21 protein-coding genes and 1 pseudogene are annotated in these 24,492 nt (G+C 41.6%); 12 read left to right on the plus strand and 10 right to left on the minus strand.

Features of this window, described 5'->3' with window-relative positions; all coding sequences use genetic code 11:
• Nucleotides 1-28 precede the first annotated feature (28 nt).
• Nucleotides 29-1,432, minus strand: a complete 1,404-nt coding sequence (locus P4S61_RS01350; RefSeq protein WP_337117648.1) for a DEAD/DEAH box helicase — start codon at nucleotides 1,430-1,432, stop codon at nucleotides 29-31.
• A gap of 209 nt (nucleotides 1,433-1,641) precedes the next feature.
• Nucleotides 1,642-2,481, minus strand: coding sequence for an isopenicillin N synthase family dioxygenase (locus tag P4S61_RS01355; protein WP_145242335.1), 840 nt, complete (start codon nucleotides 2,479-2,481; stop codon nucleotides 1,642-1,644).
• A gap of 254 nt (nucleotides 2,482-2,735) precedes the next feature.
• Between P4S61_RS01355 and P4S61_RS01360 the strand changes: the two genes are divergently transcribed.
• Complete coding sequence (locus tag P4S61_RS01360; protein WP_337117649.1) at nucleotides 2,736-3,938, plus strand: bifunctional alpha/beta hydrolase/OsmC family protein; 1,203 nt, start codon at nucleotides 2,736-2,738, stop codon at nucleotides 3,936-3,938.
• 57 nt (nucleotides 3,939-3,995) lie between these two features.
• Here the strand turns inward: P4S61_RS01360 and P4S61_RS01365 are convergent, their stop codons facing one another.
• Nucleotides 3,996-4,733: an alpha/beta hydrolase gene (locus P4S61_RS01365; protein ID WP_337117650.1), complete on the minus strand. Its 738-nt coding sequence runs from the start codon at nucleotides 4,731-4,733 to the stop codon at nucleotides 3,996-3,998.
• 176 nt (nucleotides 4,734-4,909) lie between these two features.
• Between P4S61_RS01365 and P4S61_RS01370 the strand changes: the two genes are divergently transcribed.
• Nucleotides 4,910-5,233, plus strand: a complete 324-nt coding sequence (locus tag P4S61_RS01370) for a hypothetical protein (RefSeq protein ID WP_182732238.1) — start codon at nucleotides 4,910-4,912, stop codon at nucleotides 5,231-5,233.
• A gap of 30 nt (nucleotides 5,234-5,263) precedes the next feature.
• Here the strand turns inward: P4S61_RS01370 and P4S61_RS01375 are convergent, their stop codons facing one another.
• Nucleotides 5,264-5,809: a pentapeptide repeat-containing protein gene (locus P4S61_RS01375; RefSeq protein WP_257326367.1), complete on the minus strand. Its 546-nt coding sequence runs from the start codon at nucleotides 5,807-5,809 to the stop codon at nucleotides 5,264-5,266.
• 151 nt (nucleotides 5,810-5,960) lie between these two features.
• On the minus strand, nucleotides 5,961-7,739 hold the full coding sequence (gene aspS / locus P4S61_RS01380; protein WP_145242380.1) for an aspartate--tRNA ligase: 1,779 nt from the start codon (nucleotides 7,737-7,739) through the stop codon (nucleotides 5,961-5,963).
• Between the two features lie 202 nt (nucleotides 7,740-7,941).
• Between aspS and P4S61_RS01385 the strand changes: the two genes are divergently transcribed.
• Nucleotides 7,942-8,790: a DUF72 domain-containing protein gene (locus P4S61_RS01385; RefSeq protein WP_337117651.1), complete on the plus strand. Its 849-nt coding sequence runs from the start codon at nucleotides 7,942-7,944 to the stop codon at nucleotides 8,788-8,790.
• Nucleotides 8,791-8,829: 39 nt separating this feature from the next.
• A complete protein-coding gene (locus P4S61_RS01390) occupies nucleotides 8,830-9,327 on the plus strand; it encodes a M48 metallopeptidase family protein (RefSeq protein WP_182758883.1) in 498 nt (165 codons plus the stop codon).
• 48 nt (nucleotides 9,328-9,375) lie between these two features.
• Here the strand turns inward: P4S61_RS01390 and P4S61_RS01395 are convergent, their stop codons facing one another.
• The gene (locus P4S61_RS01395; RefSeq protein WP_145242350.1) at nucleotides 9,376-10,269 is read right to left on the minus strand and encodes a LysR family transcriptional regulator; all 894 of its coding nucleotides are present in this window, start codon (nucleotides 10,267-10,269) and stop codon (nucleotides 9,376-9,378) included.
• A gap of 122 nt (nucleotides 10,270-10,391) precedes the next feature.
• Between P4S61_RS01395 and P4S61_RS01400 the strand changes: the two genes are divergently transcribed.
• Nucleotides 10,392-11,648: an adenylosuccinate synthase gene (locus tag P4S61_RS01400; protein WP_182758884.1), complete on the plus strand. Its 1,257-nt coding sequence runs from the start codon at nucleotides 10,392-10,394 to the stop codon at nucleotides 11,646-11,648.
• Nucleotides 11,649-11,781: 133 nt separating this feature from the next.
• Here P4S61_RS01400 and P4S61_RS01405 read toward each other — a convergent pair whose 3' ends face one another.
• Nucleotides 11,782-12,471 (minus strand): DUF3334 family protein, encoded by a 690-nt coding sequence (locus P4S61_RS01405; RefSeq protein WP_145242354.1) that lies wholly within the window; start codon nucleotides 12,469-12,471, stop codon nucleotides 11,782-11,784.
• Nucleotides 12,472-12,586: 115 nt separating this feature from the next.
• Between P4S61_RS01405 and cmoA the strand changes: the two genes are divergently transcribed.
• From cmoA to P4S61_RS01430, 5 genes are all read left to right on the plus strand, one after another.
• Nucleotides 12,587-13,312, plus strand: coding sequence for a carboxy-S-adenosyl-L-methionine synthase CmoA (gene cmoA / locus P4S61_RS01410; RefSeq protein WP_145242356.1), 726 nt, complete (start codon nucleotides 12,587-12,589; stop codon nucleotides 13,310-13,312).
• A gap of 20 nt (nucleotides 13,313-13,332) precedes the next feature.
• Entirely contained in the window at nucleotides 13,333-14,301 is a 969-nt protein-coding gene (gene cmoB, locus P4S61_RS01415) for a tRNA 5-methoxyuridine(34)/uridine 5-oxyacetic acid(34) synthase CmoB (RefSeq protein WP_337117652.1), read from the plus strand.
• 200 nt (nucleotides 14,302-14,501) lie between these two features.
• A complete protein-coding gene (purM, locus tag P4S61_RS01420) occupies nucleotides 14,502-15,554 on the plus strand; it encodes a phosphoribosylformylglycinamidine cyclo-ligase (protein WP_145242360.1) in 1,053 nt (350 codons plus the stop codon).
• On the plus strand, nucleotides 15,554-16,201 hold the full coding sequence (purN, locus tag P4S61_RS01425; RefSeq protein WP_145242362.1) for a phosphoribosylglycinamide formyltransferase: 648 nt from the start codon (nucleotides 15,554-15,556) through the stop codon (nucleotides 16,199-16,201). Before purM ends, purN begins: the two co-directional genes overlap by 1 nt.
• A complete protein-coding gene (locus P4S61_RS01430) occupies nucleotides 16,155-16,952 on the plus strand; it encodes a DUF3108 domain-containing protein (RefSeq protein ID WP_404936108.1) in 798 nt (265 codons plus the stop codon). Before purN ends, P4S61_RS01430 begins: the two co-directional genes overlap by 47 nt.
• Before the next feature lie 103 nt (nucleotides 16,953-17,055).
• On the opposite strand, the gene P4S61_RS01435 is transcribed toward P4S61_RS01430, so the two are convergent.
• On the minus strand, nucleotides 17,056-17,820 hold the full coding sequence (locus P4S61_RS01435) for a class II glutamine amidotransferase (protein WP_337117653.1): 765 nt from the start codon (nucleotides 17,818-17,820) through the stop codon (nucleotides 17,056-17,058).
• A gap of 298 nt (nucleotides 17,821-18,118) precedes the next feature.
• On the opposite strand from P4S61_RS01435, the pseudogene fadE reads away from it, so the two are divergent.
• A pseudogene (fadE, locus tag P4S61_RS01440) lies at nucleotides 18,119-20,574 on the plus strand (acyl-CoA dehydrogenase FadE).
• 4 nt (nucleotides 20,575-20,578) lie between these two features.
• Here the strand turns inward: fadE and P4S61_RS01445 are convergent.
• Both P4S61_RS01445 and P4S61_RS01450 read right to left on the minus strand, forming a co-directional pair.
• The gene (locus P4S61_RS01445; protein WP_337117654.1) at nucleotides 20,579-21,694 is read right to left on the minus strand and encodes a DUF6136 family protein; all 1,116 of its coding nucleotides are present in this window, start codon (nucleotides 21,692-21,694) and stop codon (nucleotides 20,579-20,581) included.
• Nucleotides 21,691-22,281, minus strand: coding sequence for an ATP-binding cassette domain-containing protein (locus P4S61_RS01450; protein ID WP_337117655.1), 591 nt, complete (start codon nucleotides 22,279-22,281; stop codon nucleotides 21,691-21,693). The genes P4S61_RS01445 and P4S61_RS01450 overlap by 4 nt, the downstream gene beginning before the upstream one ends.
• 191 nt (nucleotides 22,282-22,472) lie before the next feature.
• Between P4S61_RS01450 and P4S61_RS01455 the strand changes: the two genes are divergently transcribed.
• Complete coding sequence (locus tag P4S61_RS01455) at nucleotides 22,473-24,419, plus strand: S9 family peptidase (protein WP_337117656.1); 1,947 nt, start codon at nucleotides 22,473-22,475, stop codon at nucleotides 24,417-24,419.
• Nucleotides 24,420-24,492: the final 73 nt, after the last annotated feature.

Raw genomic sequence — 24,492 nt, forward strand, 5'->3', positions numbered from 1 at the left:
CTTAGGCGCGTTTTTTATCAAAATATTATTACGTGTTACTCACGCCATCATTACCAGAGCGACGACGTTGACCACTGCCACCAACAGATTGACGCTTAGCCCATGGGTTTTGTGTTTGCTCACCAGCGGCTTTAGCAGTAGGTTTTTTACCTGAGCCACCACGGCGTGGGCCGGTGCCATTACCGCCGTTATTATTTGGCTTTTTGCTATCAGACTTAGGTTTAGAAAAAGGCTGACCCGCTTTTTTAGGCTTTTTAGGTTTGATAGGTCGTGCATCAAGCTCTCTTTCAGGCACTCCTTTTGTTGGCTCAAAACCAGCTTCTTTTGCACGTGGGATCAATTCACCGATAAAACGTTCAATACCGTATAAGTCATCAGCATCTTCCGGTGTTACAAATGAAATTGCGTCGCCAGATGCACCCGCACGGCCGGTACGACCAATACGATGCACATAATCTTCATACACATTAGGCAAATCATAGTTAACTACATGTGGCAGTTCAACAATGTCTAAACCACGGGCAACAATATCCGTTGCCACAAGTACGCGTACTTCGCCACTTTTAAAGCCTTCAAGCGCTTTAACACGCGCGCCTTGAGATTTATTACCATGAATTGCAGCGCCAACAATATCATCGCGCTCTAACTGCTTTACTAAACGGTTTGCACCATGTTTAGTGCGGCTAAATACCAACACTTGTTGCCAATCATTAGTACGAATTAAATGACTTAACAAGGCGGTTTTACGTGCTTTATCTACCGCATAAACGCATTGGGTAACACTTTTTGCCGTGGTATTTTTTGCAGCGACTGAAATTTCAACCGGATCATTAATAAGCCCTTTCGCAAGCGCTCTAATATCGTCTGAGAACGTCGCTGAGAACATCAAGTTTTGACGTTTAGCCGGTAACTTGCTGATGATACGTTTAATGTCATGAATAAAGCCCATATCAAGCATACGGTCAGCTTCATCAAGCACCAACACTTCGAGATTATCGAACTTCAAGGCATTTTGGTTATGCAAATCCATTAAACGACCCGGAGTGGCAACTAAAATATCTACGCCTTTGCGTAAACGCATCATTTGCGGATTAATTTTAACACCACCGTACACAACAAAAGAACTGATATTAGAATGCTTAGCATACTCTTCAACGTTCTCGCTTACTTGTAATGCCAGCTCACGGGTTGGGGTTAAAATTAAAGCACGAACTTGGTTAACCTTGGCTTTTTGGCCTGTTGATAAACGCTCAATTAACGGTAAAGTGAAACCCGCTGTTTTACCTGTACCAGTTTGCGCTGCAACCATAACATCACGACCTTCAATGATCGCTGGAATGGCTTGAGCCTGAATTGGTGTTGGCGTTTCATAGCCCTTTTCTAAAACCGCATTAACTAAAGACTGTGATAAACCTAACCCATCAAAACTCATATTTTCTCTCAATAATTTTAAGGCCCAATCGGCCAATGGCGCATTATACCGATCGTACGCAATAATGCATGGTATATTCACGTTTGAAATAGCGTCAGCCAAATCTAACTAGCCACATCACACTATAACTCACTAAAAAAACACAACCTTAAAAAACAAAAAAGCGGCACTGTGGCCGCTGTTGAAAAGCTATCATCACTTGAGTGATGCTATTTAACACCTAACTCACGCAGACGCTCTTGTAAGTAACTGTCAGCAGTATAACGCGCTGATAACACCACATCTGGACGCGGGTGCAAAAATAACGGTAACGAAATACGTGACTTAGATGACGCTTTGCCAGTAGGGTTAATAACACGGTGAATAGTCGACGGGAAATAACCACCTGACGCTTCTTGCAACATGTCGCCAATGTTAATAATTAAACTGCCAAAATCGCATGGCACATCTAACCAACCGCCATCTGTTTTTTGTACTTGCAAGCCTGGCTCATTTGAAGCAGGTAATACCGTTAATAAATTAATATCACCATGTGCAGCAGCACGAATAGCGCCAGGTTCTTCATCACCTGTCATCGGCGGGTAATGTAATATACGTAATAATGTTTGCTCTGAATCAGCAATCATATCTTTTAAATCGATTGAAAACTTAGCACGCACATCCGCTGGTGCTTCAGCTTGCACCCAGCTTAACAATGTCGCAGCAAATTCATTGGCTAAACGATAATATTCGCGAATATCTGCTTCTAACTGCGCTGGTACACGGCCTTTTGGATAAACATGAAAATATTCTTTAATATCTTTAACTGTAAAGCCTTTTGCAACTTCTGATACCGAAGGCGGAAAGTAGCCATCTTGAGTGTCTTTAGAGAATAAGAATTCATGTTTTTGTTCAGAATTAAAAAAATCCTGCCAATTTTTATAAATTGATTCAACAAGAGACTGTGGAATTGGGTGGTTTTTTAATACACCAAAGCCCGTATTTCTAAGAGACTCAACAAATTGAGCGGCCGCATCGCTCGCTTTATAATCAACGGTAGGTAATTGCATGTTCGTATCCAATGAATTAAGTTGTTAAAAGCCTTTGCTAATCATAGCAGTTGCTCCATTGTAGCGCTTCGCGAGCATAATAAAACGGGCAAAAAAACATAAGGACTTATGTCCTCTTTAGCTGGGTAAGCGTTTATTACTTGATGCAAATCAAAATGTTGCTATTGTGGATAAAACGCCAAAACAACTGTAATTATAAACGCACTTTAATGGTCTATTCTTCACTAACCTCTTTCATTAAGCAAAGGTAACCTATGCGCCAAAAAATTTCGTTCAAAAGTGGTGATTTAACACTCGCCGGTCAGCTTGAAACACCCGCCAGTGATATTAAATTTTATGCCTTGTTTGCCCATTGTTTTACCTGTGGTAAAGATATAGCCGCAGCAAGTCGAATTAGCCGAGCACTCACTCAACAAGGTATTGCGGTATTACGCTTTGATTTTACTGGCCTTGGTAATAGCGACGGTGATTTTGCCAACAGTAATTTCTCATCAAATATCCAAGATTTAATTGCCGCGGCAGATCACTTACGTGAACACTTTAAAGCGCCACAATTATTAATCGGTCATAGTTTAGGGGGCGCAGCGGTACTAGCAGCTGCCGAACACATTGCTGAAGTACAAGCCATTACCACCATAGGCGCACCATCAGATGCGCAACATGTAGCGCATAACTTTGCCGCTCATCTTGATGAAATTAATAGCAAGGGCGAAGCCAAGGTAAATTTAGCAGGGCGAGAATTTACCATTAAAAAACAGTTTGTGGACGACATTGCCAATTACGACCACAGCCATATCAGTAAATTAAAACGTGCTTTATTAGTTATGCACTCCCCTATTGATGCCACAGTAAATATCTCTGAAGCTGAAAAGATTTACGCCGCTGCTAAACATCCAAAAAGCTTTATTAGTCTGGATAACGCCGACCACTTACTCACTAACAAAGACGATGCTGACTACGCAGCAGACGTTATAGCATCATGGGCAAAACGTTATGTGGATTTTGATAAAAACAAGTACAGTGCCAAACTTAGCAGCGGCAATGTATTAGTTGAAGAGAAAGATCATGTCTTTACTCAGCATGTAAGTACCAAGGATCATACTTGGCTTGCCGATGAACCACTAAGTGTTGGCGGTAATAATTTAGGCCCAGACCCTTATCACCATTTACTTGCTGGACTTGGTGCATGCACAGCGATGACTTTACGTATGTATGCAAGTCGTAAAAACTTGCCACTTGAACACGTAAAGATAGAACTGGACCACAGCCGTGATTATCACGCCGATTGCGATAACTGCGAGCAAACCGACAAACTCGAAGCCATCACCCGTAAAATCACCTTAGTGGGTGATTTGAGTGACGCTCAGCGCCAGCGCCTATTAGAAATTGCCGACAAATGCCCAGTGCATAAAACCCTGCATAACAACCCACTGATTGTAAGTGAGTTGGTAAAATAACTATCAAGCGCGTAAGAGTGGCAACTTGTTATGTTTACGCGCTAAGTTTTAATTATTTTAGTTTGCAACAAACGCTTTGATTTCTTTTCTCATCCACTTTACTAACCAATTAGGCCCGCCGTCATACATATCATTATGGCGTGAATTTTTTATCGAAATCTGCGTAACCGGATACTGTGCTAATTCATCTTCATTGAGTAATACCTGATTATCCGCAGGGTAATCACTGCCACGAAGCGTTAAAACCCGAATGTTATTATTACGAGGTAACAACATACGCCGATGATCAAGCGTAATAATTTGACTCACTTGCTTAGGATAAATCGCCGCGTAAAGCGCGGCTATATCACCGCCATTAGAATGGCCAAATAACGTTAACTGCGTAAAATCATACTCTGGGTAGCGAGAGCTCAACTCGGTCACTAAAAATTTTAGAGTGACCACACCACGATGCCAGTTTTCCATACGAGTGGCCATATAAGGTGGCGTGCGGTTGAGCGCAGGATCGCGGTCTAATTCATGGGCTACAGCAATGGTTAAATAGCCCTTAGCTGTAAATATATCAGCCGCAAACTGATAGTCAGTATGCGCAATACCATATCCGGCATTAATAAATACCACAGGGCATTTTGTTTGTTGGCTACAATGCTCGTTATATGCTGGTAATGAAATACTGATCGGGATCGCGCGGTCACGCGCTTTATCAACAATCATTTCGCTGTTTGTTGCGGAACTGGCGACGGCACTGACTATGAGAAAGAAGAAGCTCACAAGGTACTTAAAAGGTAGTGGCATTAATTTGCTCGACTTATTTTACTTAAATTATAAAGTACTTTAAGCTTTTGAATATTAGTTGCAATAAAACGAGGTACCTAAAACAGCAGAAGAGTTTTAAAGAAAAAAATAATTATTATAAATTTATGCGATAATAGTCGTATTGTCCTAACGTCTATTTAGAAAAGAACCTATCCATGAAATCATACAACAGCATCGAAGAACGTATCGATATTTTACAAAGCAGAATTGAAGCGTATCAAGATGAAATCGAAACGCTAGAAACAGAGCCAAAAAATAATAACGAGCGTATTATTTTTAAATTCATCGAAACAGGCAGCACTGGCAAGACTAAAGATTTTGTGCGTGAATTAGGCATTAAATCACCACGCGATAGTTTGTATTCATCAGGTGATGTATCAAAACTCATCAAAGATGGCGCCAGTGATATTTCCCCTGCATTACTTGAAATTGCCCGCGCACTTGCCAGCGCACGAAATAAAAATGGTCCTGCCTGCTAATTAAGCATTAGATTAGCCGTGTCATAACGGCTAATCCACCAGCTCGATATCTAGTCCGCTGAGTAAGTTTAACGCTGCAAAGCGCTCAAACTTAGCTCGGCTAACATTATTATTTTTAATATCAATATTAAAATGCATCGCCCCGACAAAGTTTACTTTACTCAAGTTTGTTTGCAGAAATAGACTATCTCTAAAGTCAGTGTTACTAAAATCACTGGTAGCTAAATTAGCCTGTCTAAAATCAACATCTTTGGCAAAACAGTCAATCATGATCAAGCCTTTTAACTGTAACTCATAAAATGAGCTATGACTAAGTTGGCAATTTTTAAAACTCACCGATGACGTAAGTGCCAATTGTGGCCAATTTACCTGCGCCCATTGAATACTGTTGAGCTTACAATCAACAAAGCAGACTTCTTCTAACGAACTATAGCCCCAATTTAAATCGCTTAAATTACAGTTAATAAATTCGCACTCAATAAAACGACAATTACTAAATTGACTATGACTAAAATCACATTCAATAAACTGGCACTGTTCAAACTCAATGTCACTAAAGCGCTGCGTATTAGCCATGCAGTTTGAAAAATGCTGGTCGTAGTAGTCTGTTTGTGAAAATTGATAACTCACAGCCATAAAATCCTCTAATAAAATTATCTACACATCTAAATGAAAAAACCCCTAGGTATGAGCCTAAGGGTTTTCAACAAATCACTTATCGGATTGCTTATTCTGCTGATTTTTCAGCTTTTTCAACAACACTAATAGCAAGCTCTGTAAGCGAATCTGCATTTGCTTTACTTGGTGCGTTAGTTAACAAACACGACGCTTGGGTTGTTTTAGGGAAAGCAATCACGTCACGAATGTTATCAGTACCACACAGTAGCATTGCTAAACGGTCTAAACCGAACGCTAAACCAGCATGTGGTGGCGTACCGTATTTTAGCGCTTCAAGTAAGAAACCAAACTTGTCTTGCTGCTCTTGTGCATCAATACCTAGGATTCTAAATGCTGCTTCTTGCATATCTGTATTATGAATACGTACCGAACCACCACCTACTTCGTAGCCATTTAGTACCATATCGTATGCATCTGAAATAGCCGCTGCTGGGTTTGCTTCAAGTTCGCTTGCATTTACATCTTTTGGTGCTGTAAATGGGTGATGAACAGCATGCAATGTACCTTCGTCGTCTTCTTCAAACATTGGGAAGTCAACAACCCAAAGCGGAGCCCAGCTATTTAGATTAGTGATCTCTAAATCAAGGCCAATCTTAATACGTAGCGCGCCCATAGCTTCGTTTACTGTGTTGCGTTTATCAGCACCGAATAAAATGATGTCGCCAGTTTGTGCGTTAGTGCGTGCAAGAAGTTCGTTGATCACCTCTTCATTTAAGAACTTAGCGATTGGCGATTGCACGCCTTCAGCGCCTGCACCGCGGTCGTTTACTTTCATCCACGCAAGCCCTTTCGCGCCGTAAATGCCGATGAATTTAGTGTAGTCATCTAGTTGCTTACGCGAAAGTGATGCACCGCCTGGTACTGTTAATACCGCAACACGGCCTTTTTCATCATTGGCAGGACCAGAAAAAACTTTAAACTCGACGTCTTTTACTAAATCGGCAACGTCAATTAATGTCATTGGGTTACGTAAATCAGGCTTATCAGAACCATACAAGCTCATTGCCTCAGCGTAAGGCATGATTGGGAACTCGCCTAAATCCACGTCTAGCAATTGCTGCCACATTTCGCGGATCATTTTTTCTGTGATACCACGTACCTGAGCAGAGCTCATGAACGAGGTCTCTATATCGATTTGAGTAAACTCAGGCTGACGGTCAGCACGTAAATCTTCATCACGGAAACATTTAACAATTTGGTAGTAACGGTCAAAACCCGACATCATCAACAATTGCTTGAACAACTGCGGAGACTGCGGTAATGCGTAAAAACTGCCTTTGTGAACACGGCTCGGTACTAAATAATCGCGCGCTCCTTCTGGGGTAGCTTTTGTAAGTACTGGCGTTTCGATATCTAAGAAATTATTTTCATCTAAGAAACGACGCACAAAGCTGCTAGCTTTAGCGCGTAGTTTAATACGGTCACTCATTTCTAAACGACGAAGGTCTAAGTAACGGTATTTTAAGCGACGCTCTTCAGAGTTTACCTGATTAAAATCAAGTGGTAATGGCTCTGAACGGTTGATGATAGTAAGGCCTGTGCCTAAAATTTCAACTTCACCAGTTGCCATATCTTTGTTGATTTGGCTGTCAGGACGTGCGCGAACTACACCTTTTAATTGTACGCAAAATTCTTGACGTAATGTATTCGCGGTATCCATTAAGCCTTCAACTTCAGGATCGAATACAACTTGTACTAAACCTTCTCTATCGCGTAAATCGACAAAGATAAGTCCACCAAGGTCACGTCGTTTGTTGATCCAACCACATAGTTCAACTTCTTGATCTACGTGAGTTTTATTTAGCTGTCCGCAGTATATAGAGCGCATAGTTTTCCTGTCAGTGTAAAGACGAATAGCCGCTTCCCCTAAGAATTGCTGTTTTTGAGGGAGAATAGCCACTATTTATAAATCATTTTAGGGGGAGCATTATACCCAAGTTACTTGAAAATGCGAGCTCGGCAGCAGCTACTATGCTTTCAATTTATAGATTTGATATACTAACCAAAACACACAATCAGTTAACCGTTTTATGTTGTATTTAGGGTGTCCGCAGTGGTCAAGTACCGCATGGAAAGGCAATTTATTATCAAGTCACTGCAAAAATGCCGATATGTTGCACGAATACGCACAGGTGTTTAATTCAGTCGAAGGCAATACCAGCTTTTATGCCGATCCTAGTGTTGAATCATTAAATCGCTGGCGTGATGCTGTCGGCAATGACTTTAAATTTACTTTTAAATTCCATCGACGCTTTAGTCATGAATTACAGCTTACTCATATCGATGACGAACTCACTGCATGGTTTAATTTATTCGAGCCAATATTGTCTCATGTTGGGCAGATCATGTTGCAGCTACCAAGTAGTTTTAGCCCCAAACAACTGCCGTTATTAGCACAGTTTATTGCCAAGCTCCCGACAGGTTTAAACTACGGCGTTGAAGTTCGCCACCCCGAATTTTTTAAGAAAGGCGCAGCCGAAATTGCCTTTAATCAGCTATTAATAGCAAACAATGTCAACAGTATCTCAATGGACACCCGTGCATTATTTGCAGTTAAGCCGAACACTGAAGCACTCATCGATGCCCAACAAAAAAAGCCCCATTTACCCGTGCATGCCATTGCAACAGGCAATCAACCTATGGCCCGCTTTGTGATTGCCGATTTAGATCATGACTATAAAAGCTATTACCAACCGTGGCTTAAAAAAGTAAAACAATGGCTTGATGAGGGTAAGCACCCGTATGTATTTTTTCATACTGCAGATAACCGCCAAGCACCATTATTAGCACGCGAGTTTTGCCAAGATTTAGGTTACCAGCACCCCGTGCTAAACCCTTTCACTGGTGAAAAAGAAGCCAGTCAAGCCAGCCTTTTTTGACTCGCTTTGAAAAATTAATTAACTACAAAGAAGTATTGAATGAGTGATTTTAAACGCTATTTTAGCGGCTATCCAGAGCAAATTGTAACGCAAGTAATGCAGCTTATTGAAAATGATAAACACGGCGCGTATTTAACTAAAAAATACCCCAGCTCCCATAATATTACCAGTGACAAGTCGTTATACGCATACGCCACTGAGCTTAAAAAGCGCTATTTAAAAAATGCGCCACCGTTTGGCCGCGCCGCGTTTAAAAAACAAGGCGATATGGTCACTAATGCGCTAGGTACTCATACGTATCGTATGCAAGGTAAAACCCGCAAGCACGATTTAGCCATCAACAGTGATTTACTGCGTGCACCAGAGGAATTACTCAAAGCTTTAGTAGTACACGAGCTCGCCCACTTTAAGGAAAAAGACCACAACAAAAGCTTTTACGCCCTGTGCTGCCACATGGAGCCAAACTACCATCAACTCGAATTAGATTTACGGGTTTTTTGTGTGCTAGTAGCTGAAGGTAAAAACCCATACACATAAAAATAACTGAATCACAAAGTACATAGCCGTACAGTTAACATATAAATACTATGCAAGATGAGTACGGGAGATTTCTTCATTGACCCAATGTAGTAATTGCTTTATCGCTTTTGAAAGTACCTGATTTTGCCTCACTATATAACCTAAACTGGTAGTTGGAAATTGCGGTAATGCGGTCACTGTGGTGGTTAGATTTGCTTTACTGCGCAGGGAAAACTCTGGCACGATGGCAACGCCGAACCCCGCTTCAGCCCAATCAATTTGCGCATCGACACTGCCCACTTCCATCACCCGGTAATTTGGTAAGTTTAAAGATGGCAAGGCACTATCGAGCAAGTCTCGGGTTCGCGTATCATGGCCGAGTAAGATTAATGTTGGCGGCTCAGTCAGTGTAACATTGTTATCGTTTTTGGCTTGCTGCCATAACTTTAAATGATTACCTAATGCACACCATTTTATCTGCTGTAATTGCGTAAAATGCAGCGGCTCACTTTCTTTTTGGGCAATCACAAACCCTAAATCAGCTTCAGCACTTTTAACCAATGCTGACGCTTGAGAAGACGTTGTATTGAGCAAAGTAAAGTCAATGCCAGGAAACTGGCGCTTAAAAAGCTGAAAAGGCTCAATCAACAATAAACGAGAAATTATATCACTGGCGGCAATTGTCAGTGTGCCTTGGCTGAGATCATTAATCGCATTTAAGTCAGATTGGCAAACCTGTAATTCCCATAAGGTTTTTTGTCCAGACTCTAATAGCCGTAAACCTGCTTGGGTCAAACTAAAGGGGTTACGTTCTATCAGTTTAACCCGTGTCGTTTTTTCTAACTGCTTAATATGCAAGCTAACATTTGGCTGTGTCATATGCAGCGCATTGGCTGTTTTACCAAAGTGCTTTAACTCAGCCAATGTGACAAAAGTTTTTAACCAGTGAATATCTAGCATCTTTATGACCTTAATGGTGTGAAATCGATATGAAATTCTTATCAAGATAATAATTATAATTAATTTCTCTTATTTTAATAGAGCGCATACCATATTCGTTCAATCAATTTGGAGATTAAATTATGCCGTCAATTGTTGTTGTAGGTGCAAACTGGGGTGATGAAGGCAAAGGCCGTATCGTCGATTTTCTAGCTGAGAACGCATCTGCGAGCATTCGCTTTCAAGGTGGTAACAACGCCGGACATACCGTTGTGAATGACTTTGGTACGTTTAAACTACACCAATTACCAAGCGGTATATTTAATCCTGATTGTATTGCAGTACTAGGCCCAGGCATGGTGATAAGCCCTGCGGCATTAAGCGAAGAAATAGCCGAAGTTAACGCCGCCGGTGTTGATGTAAAATTATGTATTTCTGATCGTGCAACGTTATGCTTACCATTACACGCCCTTGAAGATACCCTCGAAGAAGTGCGCTTAGGCGATGCCGCTTACGGCTCTACTCGTCAAGGAATTGCACCTGCATACGGCGACCGAGTAATGAAAAAAGGCATTTTAGTTGGCTGGTTAAATCAGCCAGACGTTTTATTAGAGCGTATTCAATTTATGCTGGATTGGAAAATGCCACAGCTAAAAGCCCTTTACCCAAGCTGTGATTTTTCACAAACAGCTGAACAAATGACTGAGTGGTTATTAGCTGTCAGCGCTCCTTGGCGCGAATTTATTTGTAATGTAACAGAGCCTTTAAAAGCACTGCAAAAGCAAGATGCTAACTTGTTGTTTGAAGCGCAGCTAGGCGCAGGCCGCGATTTAGTTTACGGCGAATACCCGTATACTACATCATCAAACGTTACTGCTGCCTATGCAGGAATTGGCAGCGGACTGCCAGCTTTGCGCCCTGAGCGTGTTATCGCTGTGGCTAAATCATTTAGCTCATCTGTTGGTACAGGTACACTCGTTACCGCCATGGCAGAGCAAGACAATTTTCGTGAAAGCGCGAACGAATATGGCGCAGTGACTGGCCGCCCACGTGATATGGGTTATTTTGATGCAGTTGCCACCCGTAACGGTGTTGAATTACAAGCAGCTACTGAAATCGCTTTAACCAAAATTGATTGCCTATCTGGCATGAAAGATTTAAAAATCTGCGTTGGTTATGCAGGCGATCACAGCGAAAACCCTATTTGGCCACAAACAGCGGCTTTAACGCCAATCTATGAAAGCATGCCAGCGTGGGATGAAGATATTACCGATTGTCGTACCTTCGACAGTCTGCCTGCTGCAGCGCAGCATTACGTAGAACGCATCGAAGTACTGATGGGAGTACCTGTAAGTATGGTGTCTGTGGGCCCTGAACGTGAGCAAATGATTATCCGCTAGATTTATAGCATAGCGTTTTTTATCATTCAATTGAGCACAATAATATTGGGTTTCATTACGAAACCCAATATTATGCACTGTATTAATAACTAAATGCTTTGACCTGCGATTTAATGTCCTTGCAAGGTGTTATTTAAAGTCCAAGTTCTGCCATAAAGTCGTCATCTAAATCACTTGCTTTAGCAGCATCATCAGCAGCTTTTTGTTTTTCTGCTTTATGCTTTGCTTCGTTTTCAATGATGTCATCTGGGTCAATAGCTTCAGCAATATCAAAATCGTGTAATTTGATAAACTCAGTTTTATCCATTGCTAATTCTAAATAAAAGATATTTTGTTTACTGGTGGTAAATGTCACGCGCCGTGCTTGCGGTCTATCCATCGTAGTATCGACCGAAATCTGTACTTGCTTATTGATGGCCATCATCTTCGGTTGATTTTGGGTAATTGAAGTATGTAACTGCTCGCGTACCTTTGAAGTAAAATCACCAACGATTTGGTTCATCAATTCACCGAGTACATTTGATACGTCGTCCGATAAGTGGCTATGAGCTAGTTCTTCTTCAGGCATCCCCATATTACGCATGTAATCATGATAAATCTCCATCGCCGCTTGCGAGGTGAAATTAGTAATTACCAGTCCTGTAAATCCGCCATCAAATAATACAAAACAACCGATATCAGGACGCATACAGGTGCGGGTTATTTTTTGTACCATTGCTGAGTAGCTAATGCTATTACCACTTGCCGACGACAATACACTCGTTACAGAATGGCAAAGGGTTGCCAATATATCATCTGTGCTGATCACTTTACTTTTGCTCATAAACTTCTCTTTTTCTACTTGTTATTCATTATTCTAGCCAAGCTACTGAAATTATCACTGACTATCCAGCATAAAATGCTAAAATAGCCCTATTATTTTTCAAGAGACTGTTTGTGTGAACATAAAAGACAGCATTTATGCCACTGAGCAAGCGGTTAAAGACTTTAGCTTTGACCAACATGTAGTAGAAGTTTTCCCAGATATGATCCAGCGCTCAGTTCCGGGTTATGCAACCATTGTTAGTACGATGGGTAAATTGGCCGGTGAATATGCGCAAAGCAATTCAAACCTTTATGATTTGGGCTGTTCCCTTGGGGCAGTAACATTAAGCATGCGCCGTAATATCCGCACTGATAATTGCCATATTATTGCCGTTGATAATTCACAAGCCATGGTTGAGCGCTGTAAATTACATTTGCACGGCTTTCGCTCAGAAGTGCCTGTTACAGTGACGCTTGGTGATATTAATGAGCTAAATATTGAAAACGCGTCAGTGGTCGCCATGAACTTTACTTTACAGTTTATTCCACCCGCACAGCGCCAAGCCGTGCTTGAAAAAATATACGCGAATTTAAAACCTGGTGGTGTATTGCTGTTAAGCGAAAAAATCAAAGGCGAGAACGAGCAATGCGATAACTTGCTGATTGACTTGCACCACGATTTTAAACGCCACAATGGTTATTCTGAATTAGAAATTAGCCAAAAACGTACCGCCATTGAGAATGTAATGCGCCCAGATACTTTAAATGCTCACCTTTCTCGACTTACCGATATTGGCTTTAGCCAAACCCAAGTGTGGTATCAATGTTTTAATTTTTGCTCACTGGTAGCAATCAAGTAACAAATATAAAGAGTAATTCAATGTCTCAATGGTTTAACCAATTTTACGCCGCAATCGCACAAAGCCCGCTAAGTCACTGGCTGGAAACGCTACCTAGCCAATTAAAACACTGGCAATTAGAGGCAAGTCACGGTGATTTACCAAAATGGCAGAAAGTGTTAAAAAACTTGCCTGAAGTGGCGACCAAACACGTCAATATTATCGACAAAGTTGAAATTGGTGCCCCAGGCGAAATGACCGAAGGCGAACAAAAACAAGTTACACACTTATTAAAACGAATGATGCCATGGCGTAAAGGCCCTTTCAGCCTACACGGTATTGAAATTGATACTGAATGGCGCAGCGATTGGAAGTGGGACCGTTTATTACCGCACATTGAGCCGCTAAAAGGCCGCACGGTTTTAGACATCGGCTGTGGCTCTGGCTATCACTTATGGCGGATGCGCGGTGAAGGCGCTGAGTTTGTGGTTGGCATTGATCCGTCTGATTTATTTTTATGTCAGTTTCAAGCCATCAAACACTTTAACCCAGATGAAAACGTGCATTTATTACCGCTAGGTGTTGAAGCCCTGCCTGAGTTAAAAGCCTTTGATACGGTGTTTTCGATGGGTGTGCTTTATCATCGTCGTTCCCCTATCGACTTTTTAGCACAATTAAAAGCGCAGCTTCGCCCAGGAGGTGAATTAGTGCTTGAAACCTTAGTCATTGAAGGCGATGAAAACACAGTACTCGTGCCCACTGACCGCTATGCGAAGATGCGTAACGTGTGGTTTATTCCGAGCACGGCAGCGCTTAAACTCTGGATGGAACGTGTTGGTTTTAAAGATGTGCAAGTGAAAGACTGCGCTATAACAACGCTTGAAGAACAACGTAAATCAGATTGGATGGAAAACGAGTCCCTGATCGACTTTTTAGATCCAAACGATACTAGTAAAACCATTGAAGGTTACCCAGCGCCGTTGCGTGCAATTTTGACTGCAAAGGCTTAATACTAAAGGAACTCGGTTTTAGGTGCTAGGAACTACCTAGCACCTGCTACCTAAATCTATTGTGTCATTATACGGACAAGTGTCCTTGTCAATAATAGTAAACTCATATTTGAACTAGCCGCGCCCTTGCAATTGTTGTAAAATACGCGCGTTTCTAAGCATACACATGCAAAACCATGCAACTTTTTTGAGGAAATCCTGTGAGCGAACAAAAACAGTCTCTAAGTTATAAAGACGCGGGCGTAGATATCGATGCCGGTAACGCACTTGTTGAGCGTATTAAAGGCGTAGTTAAAAAAACCCGTCGTCCTGAAGTTATGGGCGGAATTGGTGGCTTTGGCGCACTTTGCGAAATCCCAGCTGGTTATAAGCAACCAGTACTTGTTGCAGGCACTGATGGTGTTGGTACTAAGTTACGCTTAGCTATCGACCTTAAAAAACACGATACTGTAGGTATCGATTTAGTTGCTATGTGTGTAAATGACCTTATCGTTCAAGGTGCTGAGCCATTATTTTTCCTAGATTATTATGCAACAGGCAAACTTGATGTTGATACTGCCGCAGACGTAGTAACAGGCATTGGTAAAGGCTGTGAGATCTCTGGCTGTGCATTAATTGGTGGCGAAACTGCTGAAATGCCAGGTATGTACGAAGGCGAAGATTACGACATGGCTGGTTTTTGTACTGGCGTAGTTGAAAAAGCAAATATCATCGATGGCACAAAAGTAGCTGCTGGTGATCAACTGATCGCGCTTGCATCAAGCGGCCCGCATTCAAATGGCTTCTCATTAATTCGTAAAGTACTTGAAGTATCAAATGCTGATACAAGTGCTGAATTTGAAGGTAAAACATTAGGCGAAACTCTGCTTGAACCTACACGTATTTACGTTAAACCATTACTTGAGCTGTTCAAGCAGGTAGATGTTCATGCTCTTTCGCATATTACTGGCGGCGGCTTTTGGGAAAATATCCCACGCGTATTACCAGAGTCTGCAAAAGCAGTTGTTAAAGGTGATAGCTGGCAGTGGCCTGGTATTTTCAATTGGTTACAAGAAAACGGTAACATCACCACCCACGAAATGTACCGCACATTTAACTGTGGTGTAGGTATGGTATTGGTTGTGCCTGCTGACAAACTTGAGCAAAGCTTAAGCATCTTAAAAGAGCTTGGCGAAAATGCTTGGCACCTTGGTGAGATCCATGATGCCAAAGCTGGCGAAGAGCAAGTAGAAATCCTAGGCGGCCGTGATTAATGGCCCCTGCTCGTCTAGTAGTCTTAATTTCAGGTAGTGGCTCTAATTTACAAGCCATCATTGACGCCTGTAATAACGGCGAGATAAATGCAAACATAGCGGCTGTTATTAGTAATAAAGCAGACGCTTATGGCCTTGAGCGAGCAAAGCAAGCGGGCATTGCAACAGCAGTGCTCAGCCATAAAGATTTTGACTCGCGCGAAGCCTACGATGCGCAATTAATGAACGTTATTGATTCTTTTGCACCAAATCTAGTTGTATTAGCTGGGTTTATGCGTATTCTTACTCCTAACTTAGTGCAAAAATTTAAAGGAAAAATGTTGAACATTCATCCTTCTTTGTTGCCTAAGTACCAGGGGCTGAATACCCACCAAAGAGCAATTGATGCAAAAGATGACATTCATGGCGTAAGTGTGCACTTTGTTACTGAAGAGTTAGACGGTGGTCCTGTCATTCTTCAAGCCAAAGTACCCGTGCTGGCAGATGATACTGCTGACACATTAGCAAAACGCGTGCATGCACAAGAGCATATAATTTACCCTTTGGTGGTCAAGTGGTTCAGTGAACAACGACTTACTATGGAAGCAGATTATGCAGTTCTTGACAAAAAACAACTTCCTGCACACGGCGCGCACTACCCAGAATAAAAAACTAAGTGCCTTGCTATTGTGTGCGGGCACTTTATTACTTCCTACTAGTTTAATTGCTGGTGAACTTACTCAATTTGAAGCTAACTATGATATTTTGCGCAAAGGCGAAAACCATGGTCAAGGCGTCCGCACATTAAAAAAACTAGCAGATAACAGTTACCAAGTTAGCTACCACAGTGACATTGAGTGGATGATATTCTCAGATTCACGCAAAGAAACATCAAATTTTACTTTCAGCGACAAAAAAATCACGCCTGAAAGTTATAGCATGATCCGCACAGGCACAGGCCCGGATAAAGAATATACACTGCAATTTGACCACACTAAAAAACTCGTAAACAGCAGTGAAAGTAAATACCCTATTGAGTGTGAGTGGTCTGAGCAATTTCAAGACTCAATTTCATACCAAGTACAAGTGCGCGAAGAATTAAAAATGGGTAAAACCAGCTTTTCGTATCCGTTAGTTGATAAAAAAGGCAACTGCCGTGAGTATAACTTTGAGGTCGTTGGTAAAGAGACTATTTCCCTACCAATCGGTAATATCGAAGCGATCAAAGTAAAACGCTTATATGATAATGATAAACGCCAAGCGCTTGCATGGTTCGCCCCAGAAATGGATTACATGCTAGTCAGGATGTGGAAAGGCGAAAAAGGCGTAGAACAATTTGAAGTGCAACTTAACTCGTTCACGGTAACCAGCCCAGTTGCATTACCTGAAGAAGTTAAAAACGAAATAACACCAGAATAAATTGCTTTCAAGATGCAAGACGAAAGGCTCAAGTGTGACGATCATAACTTGGGCTTTTCAGCTTATAACCACATTAATTAAGTTCAAACGTTAAAACTGACGGCTAAATTAACTCACCCATTTTAAATAACGCAAATTCACCAGGTTCCATTTTTTGCCAACGCTCATCGTTGGTCAGTGGCCGAGTAGCGATCACCGTTACGACATCATTTGGCGTAGTTTCTTGTTGAAAATCTACCACCATATCTGCATCAATTAACGTAGCCTTACCGAACGGCGCACGGCGGGTGATCCAATGCAAATTATTAGTACAATACGCTAACACATACACACCATCAGTCAGCAACATATTAAACACACCTTTTTCACGTAAAGTGTGTGCAAGCTTTGCCGCATAACGAAACACTGACGCCATATTAGCTGGACGTTTAGGGTACTTTTCACGAATTTGATCGAGTAACCAACAAAACGCCAGTTCACTGTCGGTATTACCTACTGGCCGATAATATTCAGGTTTTAAATCATGATAATTCGAAAGCTGACCATTATGCGCGTAGGTCAGCTCCTGGCCCCACAACTCACGGGTAAAAGGATGCGTATTTTCAAGACAGACACGGCCACGATTACCTTGGCGAATATGGCTAATCACCGAGACACTTTTAATGGGATAGGCCTTTACTAACTTGGCAATTTCAGACTGACAGCTAGGCTCAGGATCTTTAAAAGTACGACACCCCTTCCCTTCATAAAAAGTAATGCCCCAGCCATCTTTATGCGGACCTGTGTTACCACCGCGCTCTAACAGCCCTGAAAAACTAAAACAAATATCTGTAGGCACATTCGCCGACATGCCAAGCAACTCACACATAAAATAAATTAACCTTTCAAAAATTTTTATACTTTTAAAACACTGCTTTTTAAAAAGCGTAAACCCGTAACTTAGGCCTTAGCGGCATTGTTAAACATAAGCAATGGCAAGGCAAGCAAGAAAACAGCTTAATTTTTTCTCAAATAAATCATACTGACGAATCACACATTTATCCGTATGCTGATGTGCACAGATTGCAAATAACAGTCACTGATATTTTCACTAAGCTACTTGATAATTATTCACTCTAGCGCTACTCTAACTAAAGGTGGTCTGACCTCTATTAAGGATTGAATACATGACACTTATATTTACACTTGGTTTAATCGTGCTGCTCAGCATCGCGAGTTACCACAGAGCGAGCTGGAATACTGCCCTTGGCGTTTCCATCGCAACACTTGTCATTGGTACCTTTGCAGGTGCATTTGGCGCAATTAGCTGGTTGATCTTCTTGATCATTGCAGTGCCATTGTCTGTTACTGGCATTCGTCAGCAATATATTATTAAACCTATTTTTGCCATGTTTAAAAAAGTTACTCCAACTATGTCTGAAACTGAAAAATCAGCCATTGATGCGGGTACAACATGGTGGGAAGCCGATCTTTTTGCGGCCGTCCTGATTGGAACAAATTACACCAATACCCAATGCCTAAATTGACAATCGAAGAGCAAGCCTTTATCGATGGTCCAGTTGAGGTGGTATGTAGTATGTTGGACGACTGGGAAGCAACTCATGAGTTAACCGATTTACCACAAGATGTTTGGCAATACCTAAAAGATAATAAATTCTTTGCCATGATCATTAAAAAAGAATATGGCGGCCTGCAATTTTCTGCCTTTGCACAATCGTGTGTACTGCAAAAGTTAACCAGTAAATCTACCCTGCTTTCATCAATTGTAGGCGTTCCTAATTCATTAGGTCCGGGCGAATTGTTACAGCACTATGGTACTAAAGAACAAAAAGATCATTACTTACCTCGCCTTGCTAGTGGTCAAGAGATCCCATGCTTTGCCTTAACTTCACCAGAAGCAGGCTCTGATGCCAGCGCCATTCCAGATTATGGTGTGGTATGTAAAGGTATGTGGGAAGGCGAAGAAGTCATTGGTCTTAGCCTAACATGGAACAAACGTTATATTACGCTAGCGCCTGTTGCGACAGTATTAGGTCTGGCGTTTAAACTACAAGACCCAGATGGTCTACTAAGCGATGTTAAAGAGCCAGGTATTACTTGTGCACTTATTCCTACAGACATGCCAGGTGTTGAAATTGGTCGTCGTCATTTCCCGCTAAATGTACCATTTCAGAATGGTCCTACTCGTGGTAAAGACATTTTCGTACCGCTTGATTACATTATTGGTGGACCAGAAATGGCCGGCCAAGGCTGGCGCATGCTGGTTGAATGTTTATCGGTTGGTCGTGCTATTACATTGCCGTCAAACTCAACGGGTGGTATTAAAACAATTGCACTTGCAAGTGGTGCCTACAGCCGTATTCGTCGTCAATTCCGTTTACCTATTGGCCAAATGGAAGGTGTTGAAGAGTCACTAGCAAAACTAGCAGGTTATGCGTACAGCTCAGATGCGGCTGTTAGCATGTCAACTGGTGCGGTTGATTTAGGCGAAAAGCCATCGGTTGTTTCGGCAATCATTAAATACCATTTAACCGAGCAAATGCGAGATTCAACCAACCATGCAATGGATGTTCACGGCGGTAAAGGTATTATGCTTGGGCCAAATAACTATTTAGGTCGTGGCTATCAAGGTGCACCAATTGCCATCACTGTTGAAGGTGCAAATATCTTGACCCGTAATATGATTATTTACGGTCAAGGTGCCATTCGCTGCCATCCATTTGTACTGACTGAATTGGGTGCCTGCGCAATCGAAGATCGTGAAGAAGCGCTAGCGGTATTTGATAAAGCGTTAATGGGCCACATCGGCTTTACTATGTCTAACCTTGTACGTACTAAGTGGATGAGCTTTACCGGAGCCCGTTTTGCAACTACACCATTTAAAGACGAAACAGCTGAGTTTTACCGTACTGCGTCACGCTTTAGCGCGTCACTTGCATTGATGTCAGACATTAGCATGGCTGTATTTGGTGGCTCACTAAAACGTAAAGAGCGTATTTCCGCTCGTTTAGGTGATTTGCTTAGTTACCTTTATTTAGTGTCTGCAACGCTGAAACGTTATAACGATGAAGGCCGTAAAAAAGAAGATTTACCGCTTGTACAATGGAGCTGTCAAGATCACCTTTACCACTGTCAACGTGCACTTGCTGATTTAATTAACAATATGCCATCAGCTCCGCTTCGTGCAGCACTTAAGTTGATGTTGTTCCCGTTCGGTCGTCCAGTTCGTAAACCGACTGATAAACTTGAGCATAAATTAGCACAAATTTTACAAGTACCTAGCGAAACACGTAACCGTTTAGCAAGCTACGTATACTTAACAAATGAACCACTTAACTTAGTTGGTCGTCAAGAGCAAACGCTTAAAGACGTGCTAGCTGTTGAACCTTTATTTGATAAGGTATGTCGTGAAAAAGGCGTTAAACTGCCTTTCTTCCAGCTTGATAAAGTTGCTCAGATGGGACTTGAAGCGGGTATTTTAACGCAAGCAGAGGCTGATCATCTGGCAAGCGTTGAAAAAGCACGTTTAGATGTTATTAACGTTGACGACTTTGACCCTGCAGATTTATTAGCAGGCAAAGCCGCACGTAATAACACGGCAAAAAAGGCGAATGCTGCTTAACATATTAAGTTAACACAGCCAACAGCCCGCCTGTTGTAATCATCCAAACCAGCGCAAAATGCGCTGGTTTTTTTTGTGCTATATATAATTGCAATGCACACCAGCCAACACTCAGGCACATTAATAGCCACTCTATTTGAGCGACAAACCACAGATAGCTGATCAGGGTTATCAAAAGGAACAAGCAACTTGGTATAAATTGGCTAATAAAAAACAGCCACGATTGGTTATTTGCTTGAAAAAATAACTGGTACTTATCATGTAGCTTGCCACAATCAAATTGCAGTGAGCTGGTAAATAGTACTATAAAAGCAACCGCTACAACGCTAAATATTGCGGCTAAATCATTACGCTCATTGAGTAAAGTAGTAACAGCCATAAACACACACAACAATAAAGCCACCCGCCACACTAAAATCCAACTGTGTTGAAGAAAGAAGCTCAGCCAAAAAGTAGATAATGAATTGACCGATAATCGGTCGCTCAGCGAAAATGCTGGCAGAAATATGCTCAGCGCAAATAATATAATAAAGCCACAGTGATAAGCTAACGGCACTATATTAATTGGTAACAAGACTAAAATGGCAGTGAATACTAAGCCATATATTAATGCTCTTGGCTTATACAAACACAGCACGCCTAAGCCAAACTGCAGTAACATAAACAGCACAAAATGCGGTGCTCTTAGCCATTGTGATAAGGTTAGATCCAGTGCAATCACTGCACTTGCTAGCAACCAGCCATTGCTTAAAAATAATAGTTTTATGTCCATTAACTTAAGCCAGTTTGACCTGACAATCGTACGTTGGAAGAACCGCTGCTGGTTATTTTTAATAGCTGATTTCATTGCACTGAGCATCACGCTTTGCAGTAATAGATACAGCCACGCCATTTGGGCACCATACTGCGGCGCATCACTGCTGTCGATAATTTTGCCCAGTCCTAAAAATAACAGCAAAATCATACCAAGCATGGCAGAGCCAAGTATCACTAAGAATAATAAACCAAAGTTTTTTAGTTGCAGTAGTAATTGTGTCAGCTCAATTTTATAGGCCTGATAACGATACTCCATAAATGCGCGATATTGTGCCATCACCAGCTTAATGCCTAAATTGCTCATAACGCCATACACTCAAAGCCATGCTCAATAAACGGCGCCGGTTCATGGCAAGTGATAATGATTTGCCCATGTGCTTTATCGGCTAAGTAATCATCAAGCAAACCAAGTAAATATTTAATGCTGGCTTGATCAAGCGCAGCACTGGGTTCATCGAGTAATAAATACGGCGCACCGCGCATTAAAGCTAAAATTAACTGGCACTTTTTTTGATTACCGGATGACAATGCATCAAAACGAGTATTTAAAAATTCGGTAAAGTTAAAACCGCTAATGAGCTCAGCTGGCCAATTGCAGCCTAAACTGCTAACCGTTAAATTAATAATTTGTTTCGCAGTTAAGAAATCTGGCAGCGCGATGCGATCACTAGCAATAGCCACCTGTTTATAAGGCTCAGACAGCACTTTACCTGCAAACAGAAACTGCCCGCTTTGTGGTTTTTCAAGTCCAGCAAGCATCATCAATAGCGTGGTTTTACCTTGCCCGTTCGGCGCTTCAATACACACTCTCGGTGTTGTAAAGCTGATGCGGTAATCTTTATAGAGAATATTCTGTGCAAATTGTTTATGTAAACCACTAACTTCAATCATCACTTTCCTTTAAATGAAAATCCCTTCGTATATAAGTGGGCATTATAACGTGGGCTGTACTTTTAGCGATACACGCTTTGTAACACTTTGTTGCAGATAAAATAAGCTAAAAACTTGCGTTTAAATAATGTTCGGGCAACACTAAAATCGGTAAAAATATGATTAGATAACAATAAACCAAGGAATGTCCGATGAATAACAAATTAAAATTTGCTGCACTTGCCTGTGCAATTAGTCTTGCCTTGAGCGGTTGTAGTCAATCAACCTCAACGACTACCACCACTACCGCACAGTCACAACAAACTCAGCAAGTTAAAACATATAACGCAAAAACCTTTTTTGATACTACTTCAATTATGGGCAGTAGCTTTTCACCCAGTGGCGAGAAAGTACTGGTAAGTTCCGATGAAAGTGGCATTTACAGCTTGTATGAAGTAGATGCAAAAACAGGGGATAAAACCCGCTTAACAAATTTTCAGGATAGTACCTACCCTGTACGTTATTTTCCAAATGATGAACGGGTACTATTTAGCAAAGATTCAGGGGGTAATGAACGTTTTCATGTCTACGTGCGTGAACTTGACGGATCTGTAAAAGATTTAACTCCAGGGGAAGAAACCCGTGCAAGCTTTGCAGGGTTTACTGAAGACGGCAGTCAGTTTTTTATTACCAGTAACCAGCGCGATGCTAAATTTATGGACTTATATCGCGTTGATAGTAAAACCTATAAAATCACCCCTGTTTATCAAAACACCCTAGGTTTAGATGTCGGTGCAATCAGCCCTGATGGTCGCTATATTGCACTATCTAAAAGTAACACTAATAAAGACAGCGACACGTTTATTCTTGATACTTATAAAAAGACCCTCAAACCACAATTAATTTCCAAACACGACACACCCGCTCAATATGGCCCTGAAACCTTCTCAGCCGATAGCAAATCGCTATATTACTCTACAGACGCAAAAGGTGAGTTTTCACAAGTTTGGCGCTATGACTTAGCCTCAGGGGAACATAGCCCAGCACTCAAAGATGACTGGGATGTTAGTTTTATTTATTTTTCTAAATCGGGGCGCTATCAAGTCAGTGGCGTCAATGCCGATGCCAGCACTAAAGTCACGGTGATTGATACCCAGTCAGACAAAGAGATTGCGATGCCTCAGTTACCCGCAGGTAACTTACGTGGTGTTAACTTTTCTGCAGATGAAAAAAGCATGGCGTTTTACTTAAATTCAGATACCTCGCCAAGTAACCTGTTTGTCTGGCAAGTGGGTAGTGATAAGGCACAGCAATTAAGTAATACTTTAAGCAAAGAGATAGATCAAAATGATTTAGTTGAAAGTACCATAGTGCGCTTTAAAAGCTTTGACGGTTTAGAGATACCCGGCGTACTTTATAAACCCAAGCAAGCCAGTCGCAATAATAAAGTGCCAGCGCTAATTTGGGTGCACGGTGGCCCAGGTGGCCAAAGCCGCACTGGTTACAGTGCAATGCAACAACATTTAGTCAATCATGGCTATGCTATTTTTGCGGTTAATAACCGTGGCAGTTCAGGCTATGGTAAAACCTTTTTTCATTTAGATGATAAAAAACACGGCACCGACGACTTACAAGACATTGTTTACGGTAAAAAACACTTACAAAGTTTAGATTGGGTCGATGCAGAAAAAATCGGTATCATAGGTGGCAGCTACGGTGGCTTCATGACCGCAGCAGCGCTTGCTTTTGAGCCTGAAGAATTCAAAGTGGGCATTAATATTTTTGGTGTCACCAACTGGGTAAGAACGCTCAACTCAATTCCACCGTGGTGGGAAAGCTTTAAAAAAGCGTTGTACGATGAAATGGGCGACCCTGCAACGGACGGCGAGCGTCATCGTGCAATCTCACCGCTATTCCATGCTAAGAATATCACCAAACCATTAATGGTTATTCAAGGCGCCAACGATCCGCGCGTATTACAGATAGAAAGTGATGAGTTAGTTGCCGCAGTGAAAGCCAATGGCGTACCGGTCGAATATGTATTATTTGACGATGAAGGTCATGGTTTTAGCAAAAAAGAAAACCGTATCAGTGCCTCCAACGCGTATCTAAACTTTTTAGATACCTACTTAAAAGAACGCTTTGGCCCACAAGGCTAATATTAAAGCTGACTAGAAGTTTAATTATAAGCCTGTAATTCTGATCAAGATTGCAGGTTTTATTATGTTCTTT

Source organism: Pseudoalteromonas sp. B160 (genome assembly GCF_037162485.1).
Lineage (GTDB): Bacteria > Pseudomonadota > Gammaproteobacteria > Enterobacterales > Alteromonadaceae > Pseudoalteromonas > Pseudoalteromonas rhizosphaerae.